This window comes from Pseudomonas sp. RtIB026 (assembly GCF_016861355.2).
Classification (GTDB): domain Bacteria; phylum Pseudomonadota; class Gammaproteobacteria; order Pseudomonadales; family Pseudomonadaceae; genus Aquipseudomonas; species Aquipseudomonas peradeniyensis.
The window spans coordinates 5,846,212-5,863,855 of sequence record NZ_AP023348.2 but is presented as its reverse complement, the minus strand read 5'-3'; the positions used below and the strand labels follow the sequence as shown (position 1 = coordinate 5,863,855).

14 protein-coding genes and 1 other RNA gene are annotated in these 17,644 nt (G+C 64.1%); 5 read left to right on the top strand and 10 right to left on the bottom strand.

Annotation, left to right across the window (positions count from 1 at the left end; translation table 11 throughout):
• Positions 1-453 precede the first annotated feature (453 nt).
• From PRtIB026_RS26270 to PRtIB026_RS26230, 9 genes are all read right to left on the bottom strand, one after another.
• Positions 454-1,710: an integrase domain-containing protein gene (locus PRtIB026_RS26270; protein WP_203650298.1), complete on the bottom strand. Its 1,257-nt coding sequence runs from the start codon at positions 1,708-1,710 to the stop codon at positions 454-456.
• Positions 1,711-1,897: 187 nt separating this feature from the next.
• Positions 1,898-2,290: a transfer-messenger RNA gene (gene ssrA / locus PRtIB026_RS26265) on the bottom strand.
• A gap of 105 nt (positions 2,291-2,395) precedes the next feature.
• Positions 2,396-2,689, bottom strand: coding sequence for a hypothetical protein (locus tag PRtIB026_RS26260; protein WP_023631557.1), 294 nt, complete (start codon positions 2,687-2,689; stop codon positions 2,396-2,398).
• A 547-nt stretch (positions 2,690-3,236) separates the two neighbouring features.
• Positions 3,237-4,592 (bottom strand): acetyl-CoA carboxylase biotin carboxylase subunit, encoded by a 1,356-nt coding sequence (gene accC, locus PRtIB026_RS26255; RefSeq protein WP_203650307.1) that lies wholly within the window; start codon positions 4,590-4,592, stop codon positions 3,237-3,239.
• Between the two features lie 17 nt (positions 4,593-4,609).
• Entirely contained in the window at positions 4,610-5,077 is a 468-nt protein-coding gene (gene accB, locus PRtIB026_RS26250) for an acetyl-CoA carboxylase biotin carboxyl carrier protein (RefSeq protein ID WP_203650309.1), read from the bottom strand.
• A gap of 101 nt (positions 5,078-5,178) precedes the next feature.
• Positions 5,179-5,631 (bottom strand): type II 3-dehydroquinate dehydratase, encoded by a 453-nt coding sequence (gene aroQ, locus PRtIB026_RS26245; RefSeq protein ID WP_011535870.1) that lies wholly within the window; start codon positions 5,629-5,631, stop codon positions 5,179-5,181.
• 177 nt (positions 5,632-5,808) lie between these two features.
• A complete protein-coding gene (locus tag PRtIB026_RS26240) occupies positions 5,809-7,566 on the bottom strand; it encodes a protein-disulfide reductase DsbD (RefSeq protein WP_203650312.1) in 1,758 nt (585 codons plus the stop codon).
• Positions 7,567-7,732: 166 nt separating this feature from the next.
• Positions 7,733-9,478, bottom strand: a complete 1,746-nt coding sequence (locus PRtIB026_RS26235; protein WP_420713675.1) for a methyl-accepting chemotaxis protein — start codon at positions 9,476-9,478, stop codon at positions 7,733-7,735.
• A gap of 526 nt (positions 9,479-10,004) precedes the next feature.
• Positions 10,005-11,621, bottom strand: coding sequence for a diguanylate cyclase (locus tag PRtIB026_RS26230; protein WP_203650321.1), 1,617 nt, complete (start codon positions 11,619-11,621; stop codon positions 10,005-10,007).
• 249 nt (positions 11,622-11,870) lie between these two features.
• Between PRtIB026_RS26230 and PRtIB026_RS26225 the strand changes: the two genes are divergently transcribed.
• Positions 11,871-12,938 carry a DUF2333 family protein gene (locus PRtIB026_RS26225; RefSeq protein WP_203650323.1) on the top strand — a complete coding sequence of 356 codons (1,068 nt, stop codon included), beginning with the start codon at positions 11,871-11,873 and terminating at the stop codon, positions 12,936-12,938.
• Between the two features lies 1 nt (position 12,939).
• Complete coding sequence (locus tag PRtIB026_RS26220) at positions 12,940-13,476, top strand: NUDIX hydrolase (protein WP_203650325.1); 537 nt, start codon at positions 12,940-12,942, stop codon at positions 13,474-13,476.
• Positions 13,477-13,601: 125 nt separating this feature from the next.
• On the opposite strand, the gene PRtIB026_RS26215 is transcribed toward PRtIB026_RS26220, so the two are convergent.
• On the bottom strand, positions 13,602-14,213 hold the full coding sequence (locus PRtIB026_RS26215) for a DapH/DapD/GlmU-related protein (RefSeq protein ID WP_203650327.1): 612 nt from the start codon (positions 14,211-14,213) through the stop codon (positions 13,602-13,604).
• A 342-nt stretch (positions 14,214-14,555) separates the two neighbouring features.
• Between PRtIB026_RS26215 and PRtIB026_RS26210 the strand changes: the two genes are divergently transcribed.
• The 3 genes from PRtIB026_RS26210 to PRtIB026_RS26200 all read left to right on the top strand — a co-directional run bounded on the left by PRtIB026_RS26210 (position 14,556) and on the right by PRtIB026_RS26200 (position 17,634).
• Positions 14,556-14,927 (top strand): translation initiation factor Sui1, encoded by a 372-nt coding sequence (locus tag PRtIB026_RS26210; protein WP_203650329.1) that lies wholly within the window; start codon positions 14,556-14,558, stop codon positions 14,925-14,927.
• A 152-nt stretch (positions 14,928-15,079) separates the two neighbouring features.
• Positions 15,080-16,993, top strand: coding sequence for an arginine decarboxylase (gene speA / locus PRtIB026_RS26205; RefSeq protein WP_028691191.1), 1,914 nt, complete (start codon positions 15,080-15,082; stop codon positions 16,991-16,993).
• Between the two features lie 185 nt (positions 16,994-17,178).
• Positions 17,179-17,634 carry an REP-associated tyrosine transposase gene (locus PRtIB026_RS26200; protein ID WP_203650338.1) on the top strand — a complete coding sequence of 152 codons (456 nt, stop codon included), beginning with the start codon at positions 17,179-17,181 and terminating at the stop codon, positions 17,632-17,634.
• Positions 17,635-17,644 lie beyond the last annotated feature (10 nt).

The window sequence follows — 17,644 nt, the reverse complement described above, 5'->3', positions numbered from 1 at the left end:
AAGAGCACCCATCACCGGGAAGGTGACCGGGCGAGCTGCCGGATGCTAATCGCCCTTGGGAGAACCACCGCATGAAGCGGCGTGACCTCGAAGGTTCGGGTCACCTGGGTGCTGCCAACGGCAGCGCTTCGAGGCTTCTTTCTAGCGCCGGTGGTATGGCTGGGTCAATCGAGTTAGGCACTGCTCATTGCGCCAAAATTCGATAGCGGAAAGTGGTAGCCGTGAGTGGTGGTGAGTGGACGACGGGCCGTTTGTCGCCTTGTTGATGCGAGCCCCTGAGCATGGGAATGCGGAGCCTTCCCATGCTCAGGGGCTTTGCCTGAAAAGCGCAGAGCAAACGGAGAATTGGCGACGGTCGCTATACCAGTCGCCATTCTGTACCCCACGTATTTCAACGTGTAGCGCCGTTGTCGCCGCTGTCGCCAAAACAGTCAGCTTGCGCTTGTAGCCGGGTCAGCGGATCGGCACTACGTTCTTGTCTCTGACTTGGCCATATGCTGAGGCGAGCAGGTTGCCGGTCGCGGCTTTCAGGATGTACTCACTCCACCAAGCCATCATCGGACGCCGGCGCTCGATGTAGTCGGCTCGGTTGTAGGCACTGCGCACCTCATCCTTGTCTACGTGAGCTAGTGCGACTTCGATGAGCTCTGGATCCCACCCATGCTCATTCAAGATGGTGCTGGCCATAGAGCGCAGGCCGTGGCTGACTAGGCGATCCTGGAACCCCATGCGTTTCAACGCCATGTTGGCAGTCTGGCTATTGGCGTGGGTACGCGGATTTCTGTCTGACGGGAAGACGTATTCGCGATGGCCGCTGTGAGTTTTTAGTGATTGCAGCAGCGCGACTGCTTGATCACTCAACGGGATGCTGTGTGGGCGGCGCTTTTTCATTCGCTCCGGAGGGATGGTCCAGACACGCCTTTCAAAATCAATGTCTGCCCAGCGAGTAGTCGCCGCCTCGGCTGGGCGAGTCATCGTGTGCAACTGCCATTCGATCAGGCATCGGGTGGTGCGTTTGATACTGGCGTTCGCGATTTCCAGCATGAGCTCGGGGAGCTCTTCTGGTGGAAGAGCAGCCATGTTTTCTTTCTTCGGCTTCTTGAATACAGCACGAATTCCATTGAGCGGATTCGCGTGTATCAGGCCGGCGTTCACCCCATAGGTCATGATCTCGTTGAGTCGTTGGCTCAACCGCTTCACAGTCTCCAGGCTGCCTTTCGCCTCGATTGGGCGGAGGATTTTGATGACCATCGGGGCGCTGATTTCCGAAAGCGGCGTTGTCTTCAAATCGGGTAACACGTGCAGCGTGAGCGACCGCCAAATGTCCTCGGCGTAGGCAGGGGTCACCGAGTCTTTTTTCAGCTCGAACCAAGCGGTGGCCACCTTCTCGAAGGTGTGCTCAGTCTCAGCAAGCTTGGCTTGCCTTAACTCATCACGTTGGACCTTGGGATCAATACCCAAGGCAAGCAGCTCGCGCGCCTCGACAGCTTTCTTTCGAGCGTTGGCTAGTGAGAGGTCGGGGTAAGGACCGAGTGCCATGTTGATACGGCTTCTGGTTAACGGTTCACGGTAATTGAAGTTCCACATCATCGAGCCGCTGGCTCTGACGCGAAGCTGTAGGCCGTCACCATCGCTGAGGACGAAATCTTTACCAGTTGCCTTGACCGCCTTGAGCTGGCGGTCGGAGAGACGGGTTGCTTGAGTAGGCATGAGAGCTACCTCCGGCACCGTTTTGGTATCCTAAAAATAGCACCGGGTAGCCCGGGATACCACCTGGGATACCAAACCGTCTGGAACTCAAAAAACCTCTATGGCCTTCAAAAGCGCTGTAAGTCATTGATTTAACTGAATTACAGACACAAAAAAAGACGTCCGTGGACGTCTTTGTTTGATCATTTGGTGGAGCCGGGGGGATTTGAACCCCCGTCCGCCAGTACTCCGCTGTCGGTACTACATGCTTAGCCGTGTCTACTGATTTAATCCGCAGCCGCCCGACGGGCAGGGTGCTTTGGATGAGTTGGGTAAGTTTTAGTCGCTTCGCCCCCAACGTGCTGCACGACGATCCTGTTCTGTATGACAATCATTTCGGGTTTACAGGCATCCCCTGATGATTGCTGGAGCCGAAGCTACCAGAAGGACTTGTCAGCTGCAATTAAGCAGCGAGAGCTTGGCCCTTGAAGTTATCGTCATTGGCAACTATAGAAAGTTGCAACAGTGGATTTACGAGTTCTGTTACCAACTCGGCATGCACCTAGAGTTTCGCTACCGGCGTCGAATCCTAATCGGCCCCACACTCAGCTCTAGCTGAACGCGCTTTTCAGCACGCAAGGCCGAGTATACGCGCTTACGCGGGCGGCGTCGACTGATGGTTCCACCGCCCGCATTCGCGCAGGGCTCAGGTCCCGCTGCCGCCGGCCGAGCCACTGCCTTTCTCGGTCTTCTCCAGGCGCTCGAGCACCTTGCTGGTGATGGCGATGCATTCCTTGGTATCGCCTTTTGCCTGGGCGGCCTTGGCCTGGTCCACATGCTCGGTGATGGCCTTGTCCAGGCCTTCGGAGGTGGCGCCGGCGGTGGCCATGCTGTCGTCGATCTTCTGCAGGTTCATGGCGCACAGGTCGTCGGCGGCGAACACAGGCGAGGCCAGCAGGGTGGCGGCCGCGAACAGGGCGGATAGCGCAGTGCCTTTCATGGGAGTCTCCTTGTGAGGCCTCGGGAGGTGGGCCTGATCGGTGGACTGTGCGGGTTTGCGCGGGGTTCCATTGGGGTGATGGCCTGAGGCATGTGCGATACCTGTAGGCGATCGCCCAGCCCTTGGGGGCCGCGCTCCCACGCTGCCTCAGTCAAATCAAAGAATTATGTTTTGTGCCATGAGAGATCGCCCAGCCATTTGGGGCTGCTCTGTCGAGCAGGGAACTGTTATCTCTGTGGGAGCGGGCTTGCCCGCGAACACCGGCGGAGCCGGTGCCATACACCGCGCTGGATTCTTCGCGGGTAAAACCCGCTTCCACAGGGGCAGGCTAAATCACTGGGTTGCGTGTTGTTCCGTACGAGCGACCTTGTGCCGCGAAAGGGCTGCGCAGCAGGCCCGGGGCATTAGCGTCGGGGCACAGATCGCGGGGCCGCTTTGCGGCCCTTTCGCGGCACAAGGCCGCTCCTACACACGAGAGGGGTAGGGCACATCAGGGCAATAAAAAGCCCCGGCACGGGGCCGGGGCTTTTTCATCACGCTAACGCGATCACTCCTGGTTGGCCAGTTTGTGCTCGAGGTAGTGGATGTTGACGCCGCCTTTGCAGAAACCTTCATCACGCACCAGGTCGCGGTGCAGCGGGATGTTGGTCTTGATGCCGTCGACGACGATCTCGTCCAGGGCATTGCGCATGCGCGCCATGGCTTCGTCGCGGTCCTTGCCGTAGGTGATCAGCTTGCCGATCAACGAATCGTAGTTCGGCGGAACCGAGTAGCCGCTGTACAGGTGCGAATCGACGCGCACGCCGTTGCCGCCCGGGGCGTGGAAGTGCTTCACCTTGCCTGGGCTCGGGATGAACTTCTTCGGGTCTTCGGCGTTGATCCGGCACTCCAGCGAGTGACCGCGGATCACCACGTCTTCCTGGCGGAACGACAGCTTGTTGCCAGCGGCGATGCTCAGCATCTCCTTGACGATGTCGATGCCGGTGACCATTTCCGAAACCGGGTGCTCGACCTGGACGCGGGTGTTCATCTCGATGAAGTAGAAGCGGCCGTTCTCGTACAGGAACTCGAAGGTACCGGCACCGCGGTAGCCGATCTCGATGCACGCGTCGACGCAACGCTTGAAGACTTCCTGACGGGCCTTCTCGTCGATGCCCGGGGCCGGGGCTTCTTCCAGGACCTTCTGGTGACGGCGCTGCAGCGAGCAGTCACGGTCGCCCAGGTGCACGGCGTTGCCCTGGCCGTCGGACAGTACCTGGACTTCCACGTGACGTGGGTTGGTCAGGAACTTCTCCAGGTAGACCATCGGGTTGCCGAACGCGGCACCGGCTTCGGTACGGGTCAGCTTGGCCGATTCGATCAGGTCTTCTTCCTTGTGCACCACACGCATGCCGCGACCACCACCGCCGCCGGCGGCCTTGATGATCACCGGGTAACCGACCTCGCGGGCGATCGCCAGCGCGGTTTCCGGGTCTTCCGGCAGCGGGCCGTCGGAGCCCGGCACGGTCGGCACGCCCGACTTGATCATCGCGTCCTTGGCCGACACCTTGTCGCCCATCAGGCGAATGGTGTCGGCTTTCGGGCCGATGAAGATGTAGCCGGAATTTTCCACCTGCTCGGCAAAATCGGCGTTTTCCGCGAGGAAGCCGTAGCCTGGGTGGATGGCGGTGGCACCTGTCACTTCGGCGGCGGCGATGATCGCCGGGATGTGCAGGTAGGAGTCCTTGGACGATGCAGGGCCGATGCAGACCGACTCGTCTGCCAGGCCCAGGTGCATCAGTTCACGGTCGGCCGAGGAGTGCACGGCGACGGTCTTGATGCCCAGCTCTTTGCAGGCACGCAGGATCCGCAGGGCAATTTCCCCACGGTTGGCGATCAGGACTTTTTCAAGTTTCCCAGACATCGTTGGTTCTCCGCGAATCAAACGATGGTGAACAGCGGCTGGTCGTACTCAACCGGCTGGCCGTCTTCCACGAGGATGGCGTCGATCACACCGCCGATGTCGGATTCGATGTGGTTCATCATCTTCATGGCTTCGACGATGCACAGGGTGTCGCCTTTCTTCACGGCCTGGCCGACTTCGGCGTAGTTTGGCGAAGTTGGCGAAGGCTTGCGGTAGAAGGTGCCGACCATTGGCGAGCGAACCACGGTGCCTTTCAGGGCCGGAGCAGCGGCAGCGGCTTCAGCGGCTGGAGCGGCGGCGGCAACAGGTGCTGCAGCGGCAACCGGAGCGGCCATCGGGGCCGGGGCGGCGAAGTACTGGGCGCCGGCCGGGGTCTTGCTGTGACGGCTGATGCGAACGGACTCTTCGCCTTCCTTGATCTCCAGTTCGTCGATGCCAGACTCTTCCAGCAGTTCGATCAGCTTCTTGACTTTACGGATATCCATTAATCATCAACTCCCAAGGTTCGGTCGGGGACGTATTTTTAAAACGTGTCGAAAACGTTTCTTCATGAGCCTCGGCCCGAAGGGGCCAAGGCCTTGTGTCATCAGGGCTGTGCGTTGGCAGCCAGGTGTTCCAGCGCGGACTCCAGGGCCAGCCGGTAACCGGTGGCACCGAGACCGCAGATCACCCCTACGGCAACATCGGAAAAGTAGGAGTGGTGGCGGAACGGTTCACGCTTGTGCACGTTCGAGAGGTGCACTTCGATGAATGGGATGCTCACCGCGAGCAATGCGTCACGTAATGCGACGCTGGTGTGGGTGAAAGCGGCCGGATTGATCAGGATGAAGTCCACGCCTTCGTTGCGCGCGGCATGGATGCGGTCGATCAATTCGTATTCGGCATTGCTCTGCAGGTATTGCAGATGGTGGCCGGCGGCGCGGGCGCGCTGCTCCAGGTCCTGATTGATCTGGGCCAGGGTGGCGGCGCCATAGTGGCCCGGTTCGCGGGTCCCGAGCAGGTTCAGGTTGGGGCCGTGCAGCACCAGTAGGGTTGCCATCTGCGATTCCTTGGTTTTGTAGGGCAATTCGACATAGCGCGGCGACTATGCCGCAAGCGGCGCTGAGTGTCCAGTTCCCGGCAATAGCCAGCACGATGTCCGAGATTCGCGCAAAGTATGTGACCAGATGATTAAGTCTGGTCACCGCTGCGGGGTTTTTTCACTGGACGCGGGAAGTTATAGCCCGAGTTGGCCGCGCACGCGCGTCAATACCTGGGCGAAATCGCCGGCGTTTATCTCGCCGATGACCCGATCGGTGGTCATTTCGCTGCCGTTCGCGGCAAAGAACATCAGCGCGGGAGGGCCGAACAGCCGGTAGCGGTCGAGCAGGGCGCGTTGTTCGGCGTTGCTCTCGGTGATATCGAAGCGCAGCAGGCGGAAGGCGCCCAGTTGCGGCTGGACTTGCGGCGCATTGAGCACTTCGTGCTCGATCACCTTGCAGCTGATGCACCAGTCGGCGTACCAGTCGAGTAGCACCGGCTGGCCGGCGGCCTTGGCCTCGGCCAGGGCGGCGTCGAGGGCGGCGGGGGTGGTAAGGGTCTGCCAGGCGTTGGCCTTGGTCGGCGCGACGCCGCTGGCCGCGACTGGTGGTGGCAGCGGGCGCAGCGGGTCGCCCTGGCCGCTCAGTGCGCCATACCAGCAGGCCAGGGCGTACACCAGCAGCGCCAGGCCCAGCAGTTGCGCCAGGCGCTGGCGTGGGGTCTTGACCACGAACTCCAGGGCGCCGAGGAACAGCGCCACGCCGGCGGCCAGCAGGCCGACCAGCAGCAGGGTGGCCGGCCCCGGCAGCACGCGGCTGAGCAGGCCGATGGCCAGGCCCAGCAGCAGCACGCCGATGGCGTTCTTCACCGTGTTCATCCATGGCCCGCTCTTCGGCAGCCAGGCCGCGCCGCCGGTGGCCACCAGCAACAGCGGCGCGCCCATGCCCAGGCCCAGGGCGAACAGTTTCAGCGCGCCGCCCAGGGCGTCGCCGCTGGCGCTGATGTACAGCAAGGCGCCGGCCAGCGGCGCCGACACGCAGGGCGAGACCAGCAGGCTGGAGAGCACGCCGAGCACCGCCGCGCCGAGCAGCGAGCCACCTTTGGTGCGGTGGGCGAGGTTGTCCAGGCGGCTGCTCAGGGCCTGTGGGAGCTTGATGTCGAACAGGCCGAACATGGCCAGGGCGAACAGCACGAAGAACGCGGCAAACGGCACCAGCACCCAGGCCGATTGCAGGCGCGCCTGCAGGTTCAGGCCGGCGCCGAACAGGCCCATCAGCGCGCCGAGCACGGCGAAGCTTGCCGCCATCGGCAGCACGTAGGCCAGTGACAGCGACAGCCCGCGCAGGCCGCCGACCTGGCCGCGCAGGACCACGCCGGAAAGGATCGGCAGCATCGGCAGCACGCACGGGGTGAAGGTCAGGCCGACCCCGGCGAGGAAGAACAGCAGCAGCGATTTCCAGGTCCAGCCCTGCTCGGCGGTTGCCGGCAGCGGGGCGCCTTGGCCGTCGATGCTCAGCCGCGCGGTTTCCGGCGGATAGCACAGGCCCTTGTCGGCGCAGCCCTGGTAGCCCACCAGCAGGGTGAAGGCGCGCGGGTCGTTGCGTGGCAGCTCGATGTCGAGCACGCCGTGGTACACCTCGACATCGCCGAAGAACTCGTCGTGCTTGGCCTCGCCCTTGGGGATGTTCGGCGCGCCCAGGCGGATGTCCGCGGGCTCGGTGCGGAACTGGAAGCGGTGGCGGTAGAGGTAGTAGCCGTCGGTGGCGACGAAGCGCAGCTTGACGGTCTGGGCATCGGCCTGGACCAGGCTGAGCTTGAAGGCTTCGTGCACCGGCAGGAAGTCGGCGCTGTTGGAGGCGGCGCCGAGGGTGGCGCTGGGGCGGTTGTCGAGCAGGCCCGTGGCGAAGACGGGGCTGGCCAGCAGCAGGAACAGCAGGAAAAACAGGCGGCGCATGGCGGACTCGCGAGGTGGAACGTGGCGGCATGATAGCGGAGTTGGTCGAGATTGGGGCCGCTTTGCGGCCCATCGCGGCACAAGGCCGCTCCTACAGAGGTGCGCGAACCCTGTAGGAGCGGCCTTGTGCCGCGATGGGCTGCAAAGCAGCCCCATCAAGCAGAGGCTAGAGCCGGAACGCCCGCACCGCCGTATTCAACTCTCCCCCCAGCTTGAGCAACTGCTCGCCCTGCTCACGCCCTTCGCCAATGCGCTGCAAGTTGTCCTCGCCCAACTCATGAATCCGCTCGCTGTGATCGCGGATCTCGCTCACCGCGCCGGTCTGCTGCGCGGTCACATCGGCGATCCGCACCGCCGTGTCGGCAATGGTGCGGATGGCGCTGACGATCGCGTCCAGCGCGCCATCGGCCGACTGCGCCTGGTTGGCGGTGGCCTCGGCGTGCTCCAGCTGAGTGCGCATGCCGTCCACCGAACTGCGGGCGGCCTGCTGCAGGCGGTCGATCAACGCCTGGATCTCGCCGGTGGCGCCGGTGGTGCGCTGGGCCAGCGAGCGCACTTCGTCCGCGACCACGGCGAAGCCACGGCCCATCTCGCCAGCCCGGGCGGCTTCGATGGCGGCATTCAGGGCCAGCAGGTTGGTCTGCTCGGCAATCGCCCGGATCACCGTGAGCACACCGCCGATGGTCGCTGATTCTTCCGCCAGTTGTTCGATCATCCGCGCGTTGCCCTGCACCTCGTCGACCAGCGAACGCAGGCCGGACAGGCTCTGGCCGATCACCGTCTGGCCCTGCTCCACGGCCCGGCCGGCATCGCGGCTGGCCTCGGCGGCGGCGCTGGCATCGCCGGCCACCTGCTGGATGGTCGCCTCCAGCTCACCCAGGGCGTCGCGGATCTGCGCCGTGTCGCCGGCCTGGCGCTCGGCGCCGTCGTGCAGGGCGCTGCTCATGCCGGCCAGGGCATGGCTGCTGCCGGCCACCTGTTCGGCGTTGTGGCGAATGGTGCCGACCAGCTCCACCAGGTACTGGCGCAGGCGGTTCAGCGATTCCTGGATATCGTGCAGCTCGCGGTTGGTGCGGCCCAGGGCGATGGCCTGGGCGAAGTCGCCCTCGGCCCAGCGCGACAGTGCTGGCGCCAGGCTGGTCAGGGTGCGTGCCAGGCGGCGCTGCAGGGTGTCGATCAGCAGGGCGATCAGCAGGATCAGGCCGATCATCAGGCCCTGGATCAGGCGCACCTCGCCGGCAATGGTGGCGTGCAGGCCGCGCACCTCGGGCTCGAGGCCGGCGATGGCCTGCTGCACCGCCTCCAGGCGCTCGCCGGTGCTGGCGGCCAGGGCGGCGCGGCGCTCGATCTGCTCGCGGGTGCGTTGCAGTTCGCCGGGGTAGCGGCCGAGCAGGCTGTGCAGCTCGCGCTTGAGGCCCACGGCCACATCCTCCTGCTGGCTGCTGGCCTGGGACTCCAGGCCCATCATCGCGGCGAAGTCGTCGGCGTTGGATTCGGCGGCGCGGGTCACCCCCAGCAGCGGCATGCTGTCGATGGCCTGTGCCTGGGCGGCGATCTGTTGCAGTTCGCGTTCTACCTCGGCGGCCAGTTCGGCGCGGCCGCTGCTGACCAGCTTGTCGCGGGCCAGGGACAACCGGCCCAGGTGCAGCGAGGCCTCCAGCAGCGGCGTCAGGTAGCGGCCGGCATCGCTGCTGGCGCTGTCATGGGCGTAGCTGGCCAGTTGCTCGAGGTTTGCCCCCAGCTCCCGCTCGGCCTGCAGCAGCAGGGCCTGGGGATCACCGGCCAGCTTGCCGGCGGCGAGCAGTTCGTTGGCGGTGAAGCCCTGCAGGCTGTCGAGGCTCGGGCGCAGCTTGGCCGACAGCTCCTGCGGCCATTCGGCCAGGGCGGCCTGCAACTGTTTGTTGGCCTCCATCGCCGCGGCATGGCGCAGGGCGTCGCCGCTGCCCAGGTAGGCCTGGATATTGCGCGCGGCGTCGTTCTGGAACTGCTGGGAAAGGCCCAGGTAGCGCTCCATCATTTGGTAGGGACGTTCCAGGGCGCGTTGCGACCACCACAGGGTCGCGCCCAGGGCGATACACACGGTCACCAGCAACAGGGTGTTGAAATTGGTCAGCCACTTCAGGCGCATAGCCGCGAACTTCCTGCGGAGGGGGAGTGGAGAGGTCGGGGCCTGAAGTTATTGCGATTTTGTGACGGGGTGATGACGACGGAGGGTTGGCGCCATAAAAAAGTGGCACAGTGCCGGTATTGTTTGCCGGTTGCTCTCTGTAGGAGCGGCCTTGTGCCGCGAAAGGGCTGCGCAGCAGCCCCGGCAATGTCGAGGGTGGCTCAGAACCTGGGGCCGCTGCGCAGCCCTTTCGCGGCGCAAGGCCGCTCCTACAGGATCGAGTTAAATCAATGGGTTACGAATTTTCCATGAGAGCGGCCCATGTCAGCGGTTACGGCTCGACCCTGACCACGCAGTTGCGCCCGGCATGCTTGGCCCGGTACAGCGCCTCGTCCGCCGCACTGGCCATGGTCAGCGCATCGAGGCTGTCGTCCAGCTGCACCACCCCGGCACTGAAGGTGCACTGCAGGTCATGCGGCTGCGCTGGGTAATGGATCTCGGCGAAGCGCCGGCGGATCTCGTCGAGCACCTTGTGTGCCGCCTCCAGCGCGGTGTTGGGCATGACGATGGCGAACTCCTCGCCGCCGTAGCGGCCGATGAAGTCGGTCTTGCGCAGGCGCTGCTTGAGGAACAGCGCCAGGCTCTTGATCACCCGGTCACCCATGGGGTGCCCGTGGCGGTCGTTGATCTTCTTGAAGTGGTCGATGTCGAGCATGGCGAAGCTCAGCGGCTGCGCTTCGCGGCGGGCGCGGAAGCTGCAGTCCTCGAGCAGTTGCAGGATATGGGTGTGGTTGTACAGCCCGGTGAGGCTGTCGCGCACCATCCGCGCCTTGAGGTGGCGGGCGCGGGCGGCGCGGTTGCGCACGGTGGTCACCAGGTGCCGCGAGCGGATCGGCTTGGTGAGGAAGTCGTCGCCGCCTTCGCTCATGGCGTCGAGCTGCTTGTCCAGGTCGTCCTCGGCCGACAGGTAGATGATCGGCACGCTGACGTAGCGGTCGTTGTGGCGGATCACCTTGGCCAGCTCCGGGCCGGTGCACTCGGGCATGTACATATCGAGGATGATCAGGTCGGGCTGGAAGTCGGCCAGCTCGCTCATGGTGCGGATCGGCTCGGTCAGGGTGCGGGTGATGATCCCGGCGCTGTTGAGCAGGCGCTCGGTGTGCAGGGCTTGGGCGCGGGAATCGTCGATCACCAGCACGCGGAACGGGTCGTACTGGGTGGCGCTGGTCAGCAGCTCGAGCTTTTCCAGCAGGCTGGAGGCGTCCAGGGTGCCAGTGAGGAACTCCTGGCCGCCGGCGCGCACGGCGGCCAGGCGGGTCGGGGTGTCGGTCTCGTGCAGGCAGAAGAACAGCAGCGGCACCGGCTGCTCCAGCCCTTGCTGGGCCTGGGCCGCCAGTTGCAGGCCGATGCCGCTGCCGGTGAAGTCCACGTCCATGACGATGGCCGACGGCAGGCGCTCGCTCATCGACGCCTGGAACGCCTCGGCGCTGCACAGCGCCTGCACGGTCAGGCCAAAGAACTCCAGCTGCTGGGCCAGGCGCTCGGCGCGGTCGTGGTCCTGCAGGACGATGTACACCGGCTTGCGCAGTGGCGGCAGGGGCACGTTGTCGAGCTGGTCGCCTTTGCGCAGGCCGGTGCGCGACAGGCGCTGCATCAGGCGGTTGAGTTCGCTGATCAGCTCGGAGTTGAGCCGCGCGCTGTTGGCTTCGATGGCACGCAGGGTCTGGCCGATGGCCGTCGACAGGCTGCCGTGCTCGGGTTGCTCGAAGCGTTCGGCGTAGCGTTGCAGGCGCAGGTTGGCTTCGCACAGCTCGCCCAGATCACCGCTGGACCACTCGCCACGCTGCAGGCGCTGCCAGATCTCGAGGATCTGCCGGGCCTGGTGGATCACCCGCTGGGCAAAGTGCTGCTTGAGGCGTTCGTGGCTCGGCTCGGCTGGCTGGGTCATGTCCTGACTACTTATGAGTGGGAGGGCGCAGGTTCAATGATGGCTCTATGCTAGCACTGCTTTTCCGACAAGCGAGTGCCTGGGGTCAACAAAGTGTTCAGGGACCGTCATTCAGTTGCCGACCCGATGGTCGCTTATACGAATGGCGGCGTCTGCTTTATAGTGCTGGCATGCGGGCTTGTCGTGGCACCCTGGCCGAGGCCTGTGGTCCAAGCCCTGAACCGTTCGTGACTGATTAAGGACAATGCCATGCTGGATTGGAAAAACCGCGAGGCCAAGGCCGAGCCCCGTGAGCGGGTCGAAACCCGCGGCGCCGCCACCCGTAGCTACCTCGGTGGCCTCTGGAGCCGTGCCCTGGGCACCTTGATCGGCCTCTACCTGCTGGTGTGCATCGGCCTGGGCTGGTACTGGAGCCAGGAGCCCGAGCTGTTCCCGGTGCAGCAGAGTGCCCAGGCCGCCGCCGAGCGCAACGGCCAGCAGATGGTCATCGGCTACACCACCGTCGAGACCCTCAAGACCGTCGCCGGCACCTTGCTCGACAAACCGGGTGGCTACATCTCCAACGACCGCTTCCCACCAGGGCTGTGGATGGACAACATGCCGAGCTGGGAATACGGCGTGCTGGTCCAGGTGCGCGACCTGTCCCGCGCCCTGCGCAAGGATTTCGCCCGCTCCCAGTCGCAATCGACCGAGGACGCCGACCTGGCCAAGGCCGAGCCGCGTTTCAACTTCGATAACAAGAGCTGGATCCTGCCGTCCAGCGAGTCGGAGTTCGAAGAGGGCATCAAGTCGCTGAACCGCTATCAGACTCGTCTGGCCAAGGGTGACCAGGGCGCGATCTTCTACACCCGCGCCGACAACCTGAACAACTGGCTGGGCGACGTGGCCACCCGCCTGGGCTCGCTGTCGCAGCGCCTGTCGGCCAGCGTCGGCCGGGTCAAGCTGAACAACACCCTGAAGACCGAGACCGTGGCCCCCGGCCAGGCGCCGCAGGTCGACGAGGAAGTGGTCGAGACCCCGTGGCTGCAGATCGACAACGTGTTCTACGAAGCCCGTGGCCAGGCCTGGGCGCTGTCGCACCTGCTGCGCGCCATCGAGGTGGACTTCGCCGACGTGCTGGCGAAGAAGAACGCCACGGTCAGCGTGCGGCAGATCATCCGCGAGCTGGAAGCCTCGCAGGAAGCGCTGTGGAGCCCGATGGTGCTCAACGGTAGCGGCTTTGGCATGTGGGCCAACCACTCGCTGGTGATGGCCAACTACATCTCCCGGGCCAACGCCGCGGTCATCGACCTGCGCCAACTGCTGTCCCAGGGCTGATATGCCGACCAATCCTGCCGAGGTCGCGCACCGCGCGGCCTCCGACGCCGAGCTGGTGGCCTGGGTCGATGAGCATGACCAACTGCTCGGTGCCCTGCCACGGGCCGAGCTGCGCGAGCGCGGCCTGATCGGGCGCTGCACGTTCATTTTGCTGTTCAACGGCGCGGGTGAGCTGTGCGTGCACCGGCGCACCCTGAGCAAGGCGCTGTATCCCGGTTACTGGGATGTGGCGGCCGGCGGCATGGTCGGGGTGCAGGAGTCCTACGCCGAATCGGCGGCGCGGGAGCTTGCCGAGGAGCTAGGGGTGAGCGGCGTCGAGTTGGGTTTTCACGAGACCTTCTACTTCGAGCAGCCGGGCAACCGCTTGTGGTGCGCGGTGTATTCGGCGGTGTGGGACGGGCCGCTGCGCTTGCAGCCCGAGGAGGTCATCGAGGCGCGGTTCATCAGCGTCGAGCAGGCCCAGGCCGAAAGCGCAAAGCTGCCGTACTGCCCCGACTCGTTGGTGGCGTTGCAGCGGTACCAGGCTGGCCTGATCTGACCGATCGCGGGGCAAGCCCGCTCCCACGTAATAGCACTTATTTCGTGGGAGCGGGCTTGCCCCGCGATAGAGGTCGCAAATTTTTCGTGAAATGGCGCAAGCCCGGAGCGCTACAAGGCCCGTGTTCAGTCGTAGGCGTACTGGTCGATCAGCCCGAGGCGCGGCACCTGTGTACCCGGTTGCAGGAGTGCGCCAGGCGCGATAACGGCGTTTGCCCCGATCTTGCAGCCGTCGCCGACCAGTGCGCCGAATTTGCTGACCGCTGTCTCCATGACCCCCTCGCCGTGGCGAATCCGGATGGGGGCGCCGTCCAGCTCGTTGCGATAGTTGGCGATGATGGCGCCGGCTTCGACATTGACCGTTGAGCCGATCAACGAGTCGCCGACGAAGTTGAAGTGCGCCAGCTTGCTGCCGTCGAGCATGAAGCTGCTTTTCAGCTCGCAGCTCGGGCCGACGACGCACTGGCTGCCCAGGTAGACCCCGCCCCGCAGGTAGGCCCCGGCGGCCACGAAGCAACCCGCGCCAATGATGATCGGGCCTTTCAGGACTGCGCCCGGTTCGACGGTCGCGGTCTCGTGGACCGCGCAATCGCCCTGGCGCCGGTAGCCTGGCGGCAGCCTGCCCAGCAATGCCAGGACTTGGTTGTGGCTGTCCTGGGTCACCTGCCAGGCCATGGGCGGAGCCAGGCGCAGTTCGTGCCAGCGGGCAATGAATGCGCTGACGGCGGGAATACTCATTGGACGGTCTCCTGCATGAGGGCTGGCGAAGTCCGTACTATGGCGGCTGCTCCTGTCATTGCCATAAACGAATCGTTACCGGGTGTTGGAGCAAGGCGCCCTCGCTGCAGGCTCCAGGTTCGAGCTCGCGGGCAAGGTTGTAGCGCCGCAATGAGCCAGGTCGCAAAACATTCGTAAAATGGCGCAATCCTGTACTTAGCAACAGGCAGAATTATCGTTACACTGCGCGCCCTTTTCGGGCTGTCGCAGGACCTTGCGGCAGTAGCGCCGCCCCTGCCAGAGTGGGGCTTCGCGGTCGACACCCGTCGACCAGTTTTTTGTCCTCGGCACAGAGGAACAAAAGTGGCCAAGAAAGCTTCTTCCTTCGCCGCCCTTGGCGGTCTCGTATATTCCACCGACGCCGGTCGGCACTGTCCCGACTGTGGCCAGACGGTGGACGCCTGCATCTGCAAGCAGCAGGTCATCCCCGAAGGCGATGGCATTGCCCGTGTGCGTCGTGAAAGCAAAGGTCGCGGCGGCAAGACCGTGACCACCATCACCGGCGTGCCGCTGCCCCTCGAACAGCTCAAGGAGCTCGCCAGCACGCTCAAGCGTCGTTGCGGCACCGGCGGCGCGCTCAAGGATGGGGTCATCGAGATTCAGGGCGACCATGTCGAACTGTTGCTCGGCGAGCTGATCAAACAGGGCTTCAAGGCGAAAAAATCCGGCGGCTGAGGCCGTCGCGCGACTTTTCGCCCAGCGCTTTCTAAACTCGATGCCGTGGCCAGGGTCTATCCGGGGGCACGGACGATTCGTCATTTTCAGCTTCTACACTGCGCCCGACACCTGATGGGGCAGTGTCTTGGACTTATCTATAGGGGACTTGAATGTCCGTACGACGCACACGCAAAGACGATGGTAGCCAATGGACCGTGGCCGACAGCCGCAGTGTTTATGGCATCCGCCATTGGGGCGCTGGTTATTTCGCCATCAATGAGGCCGGGCGCGTCGAAGTGCGCCCCAACGGCCCGGACAGCGCGCCGATCGACCTGTTCGAGCAGGTTCAGGAGCTGCGCCAGAGCGGTCTGTCGCTGCCGCTGCTGGTCCGTTTCCCCGATATCCTGCAGGACCGCGTGCGTCAGCTGACCGGCGCCTTCGACGCCAACATCGCGCGCCTGGAATACCAGAGCCAGTACACCGCGCTGTACCCGATCAAGGTCAACCAGCAGGAAGCGGTGGTCGAGAACATCATCGCCACCCAGAACGTCTCCATCGGCCTGGAAGCCGGCTCCAAGCCCGAGCTGCTGGCGGTGCTGGCGCTGGCGCCGAAGGGCGGCACCATCGTCTGCAACGGCTACAAGGACCGCGAGTTCATCCGCCTGGCGCTGATGGGCCAGAAGCTCGGCCACAACGTGTTCATCGTCATCGAGAAGGAATCCGAGGTCGCCCTGGTGATCGAGGAAGCCGCGGAGTTGAAGGTCAAGCCACAGGTCGGCCTGCGTGTGCGCCTGTCGTCGCTGGCCTCGAGCAAGTGGGCAGACACCGGCGGCGAGAAGTCCAAGTTTGGCCTGTCCGCCGCCCAGCTGATCTCGGTGGTGCAGCGTTTCCGTGACGCAGGGCTCGACCAGGGCATCCGCCTGCTGCACTTCCACATGGGTTCGCAGATCGCCAACCTGGCCGACTACCAGCACGGCTTCAAGGAAGCCATCCGCTATTACGGCGAACTGCGCGCCCTGGGCCTGCCGGTCGACCACATCGACGTCGGCGGCGGCCTGGGCGTGGACTACGACGGTACCCACTCGCGCAACGCCAGCTCCATCAACTACGACATGGACGACTACGCCGGCGTGGTGGTCGGGATGCTCAAGGAGTTCTGCGACGCGCAGGGCCTGCCGCACCCGCACATCTTCTCCGAGAGTGGCCGCTCGCTGACCGCGCACCACGCCATGCTGGTGATCCAGGTGACCGACGTCGAGAGCCACAACGACGAGATGCCGACCATCGAGAACAAGGAGTCGCTGCCCGAGACCGTGCAGTGGCTGGCCGACCTGCTCGGCCCCACCGACATCGAGATGGTCACCGAGACCTACTGGCGCGCCACCCACTACATGGGCGACGTGGCCGCGCAGTACGCCGACGGCAAGCTGACCCTGGCTGAAAAAGCCCTGGCCGAGCAGTGCTACTTCGCCGTGTGCCGCCGCCTGCACAACTCGCTCAAGGCCCGCCAGCGCTCGCACCGCCAGGTGCTGGACGAGCTGAACGACAAGTTGGCCGACAAGTACATCTGCAACTTCTCGGTGTTCCAGAGCCTGCCGGACACCTGGGCCATCGGCCAGGTGCTGCCGATCATCCCGCTGCACCGCCTGGACGAGGAGCCGCTGCGCCGCGCCGTGCTGCAGGACCTGACCTGCGACTCCGACGGCAAGATCAACCAGTACGTCGACGAGCAGAGCATCGAGACCAGCATGCCGGTGCACGCGGTCAAGGAAGGCGAGGACTACCTGCTGGGCGTGTTCCTGGTGGGCGCGTACCAGGAGATCCTCGGCGACATGCACAACCTGTTCGGTGACACCGACTCGGTGAACATCTACCAGAACGCCGACGGCAGCGTGTACCACGCCGGCATCGAGACCCACGACACCATCGAGGACATGCTGCGCTACGTGCACCTTTCGCCGGAGGAGTTGATGACCCACTACCGCGACAAGGTGGCCAGTGCACGGATCACCGCCCGCGAGCGCACGCAGTTCCTTGATGCGTTGCGGTTGGGGTTGACCCGGTCTTCGTACCTGTCTTCGTAATCGCCGGGGCCGCCTTGCGGCCCTTTCGCGGCACAAGGCCGCTCCTACAGGGAGAATGCATACCCTGTAGGAGCGGCCTTTGTGCCGCGAAAGGGCCTCACCGAAAGCACAATCTGAAACGCTTTCTTCTAAAGCTGTCCGCCCCATGCGACTACCTTTGAATGCAATGTTCAAGGGAGTGACTCATGGAGCATCAAGGTAACCACCGACTGCGTAGAGGGCGCTTTTCAGAGGCTGGTCGTCCGTACCTGCTTACAACCACTACCCGCAATCGCACGCCACTGTTCACTGACCTGCGTTTCGCCAGGGCAGTTATCCAGCAACTTCGCTTGAGCGAGCAGGAAGGCACTTGCCAGTCCTTGGCTTGGGTACTCATGCCTGATCACCTGCACTGGCTGGTTGAACTCAGACAGGGCAGCTTGAGCAGTCTGATGCGTGCGTTCAAATCCAGAAGCAGTTGCGCACTCTTTCGTGTCGGAGTGGATCGTCAACGTGTCTGGCAACCCGGTTTTCATGATCGGGCATTGCGTCGAGACGACAACGTCAAGGCCGCTGCCCGCTACATTATCGCCAATCCCATTCGTGCCGGGCTGGTTCAGCGTGCCGGCGAGTATTCACATTGGGACTGTGTTTGGCTGTAAGTCCGCAGGT

Bases quoted from the DNA above. Each gene is read 5' to 3' on its own strand.
- PRtIB026_RS26270 (WP_203650298.1), bottom strand. From the start codon at position 1,710: ATGCCTACTCAAGCAACCCGTCTCTCCGACCGCCAGCTCAAGGCGGTC.
- PRtIB026_RS26260 (WP_023631557.1), bottom strand. From the start codon at position 2,689: ATGAAAGGCACTGCGCTATCCGCCCTGTTCGCGGCCGCCACCCTGCTG.
- accC (WP_203650307.1), bottom strand. From the start codon at position 4,592: ATGTCTGGGAAACTTGAAAAAGTCCTGATCGCCAACCGTGGGGAAATT.
- accB (WP_203650309.1), bottom strand. From the start codon at position 5,077: ATGGATATCCGTAAAGTCAAGAAGCTGATCGAACTGCTGGAAGAGTCT.
- aroQ (WP_011535870.1), bottom strand. From the start codon at position 5,631: ATGGCAACCCTACTGGTGCTGCACGGCCCCAACCTGAACCTGCTCGGG.
- PRtIB026_RS26240 (WP_203650312.1), bottom strand. From the start codon at position 7,566: ATGCGCCGCCTGTTTTTCCTGCTGTTCCTGCTGCTGGCCAGCCCCGTC.
- PRtIB026_RS26235 (WP_420713675.1), bottom strand. From the start codon at position 9,478: ATGGAGGCCAACAAACAGTTGCAGGCCGCCCTGGCCGAATGGCCGCAG.
- PRtIB026_RS26230 (WP_203650321.1), bottom strand. From the start codon at position 11,621: ATGACCCAGCCAGCCGAGCCGAGCCACGAACGCCTCAAGCAGCACTTT.
- PRtIB026_RS26225 (WP_203650323.1), top strand. From the start codon at position 11,871: ATGCTGGATTGGAAAAACCGCGAGGCCAAGGCCGAGCCCCGTGAGCGG.
- PRtIB026_RS26220 (WP_203650325.1), top strand. From the start codon at position 12,940: ATGCCGACCAATCCTGCCGAGGTCGCGCACCGCGCGGCCTCCGACGCC.
- PRtIB026_RS26215 (WP_203650327.1), bottom strand. From the start codon at position 14,213: ATGAGTATTCCCGCCGTCAGCGCATTCATTGCCCGCTGGCACGAACTG.
- speA (WP_028691191.1), top strand. From the start codon at position 15,080: ATGTCCGTACGACGCACACGCAAAGACGATGGTAGCCAATGGACCGTG.
- PRtIB026_RS26200 (WP_203650338.1), top strand. From the start codon at position 17,179: ATGGAGCATCAAGGTAACCACCGACTGCGTAGAGGGCGCTTTTCAGAG.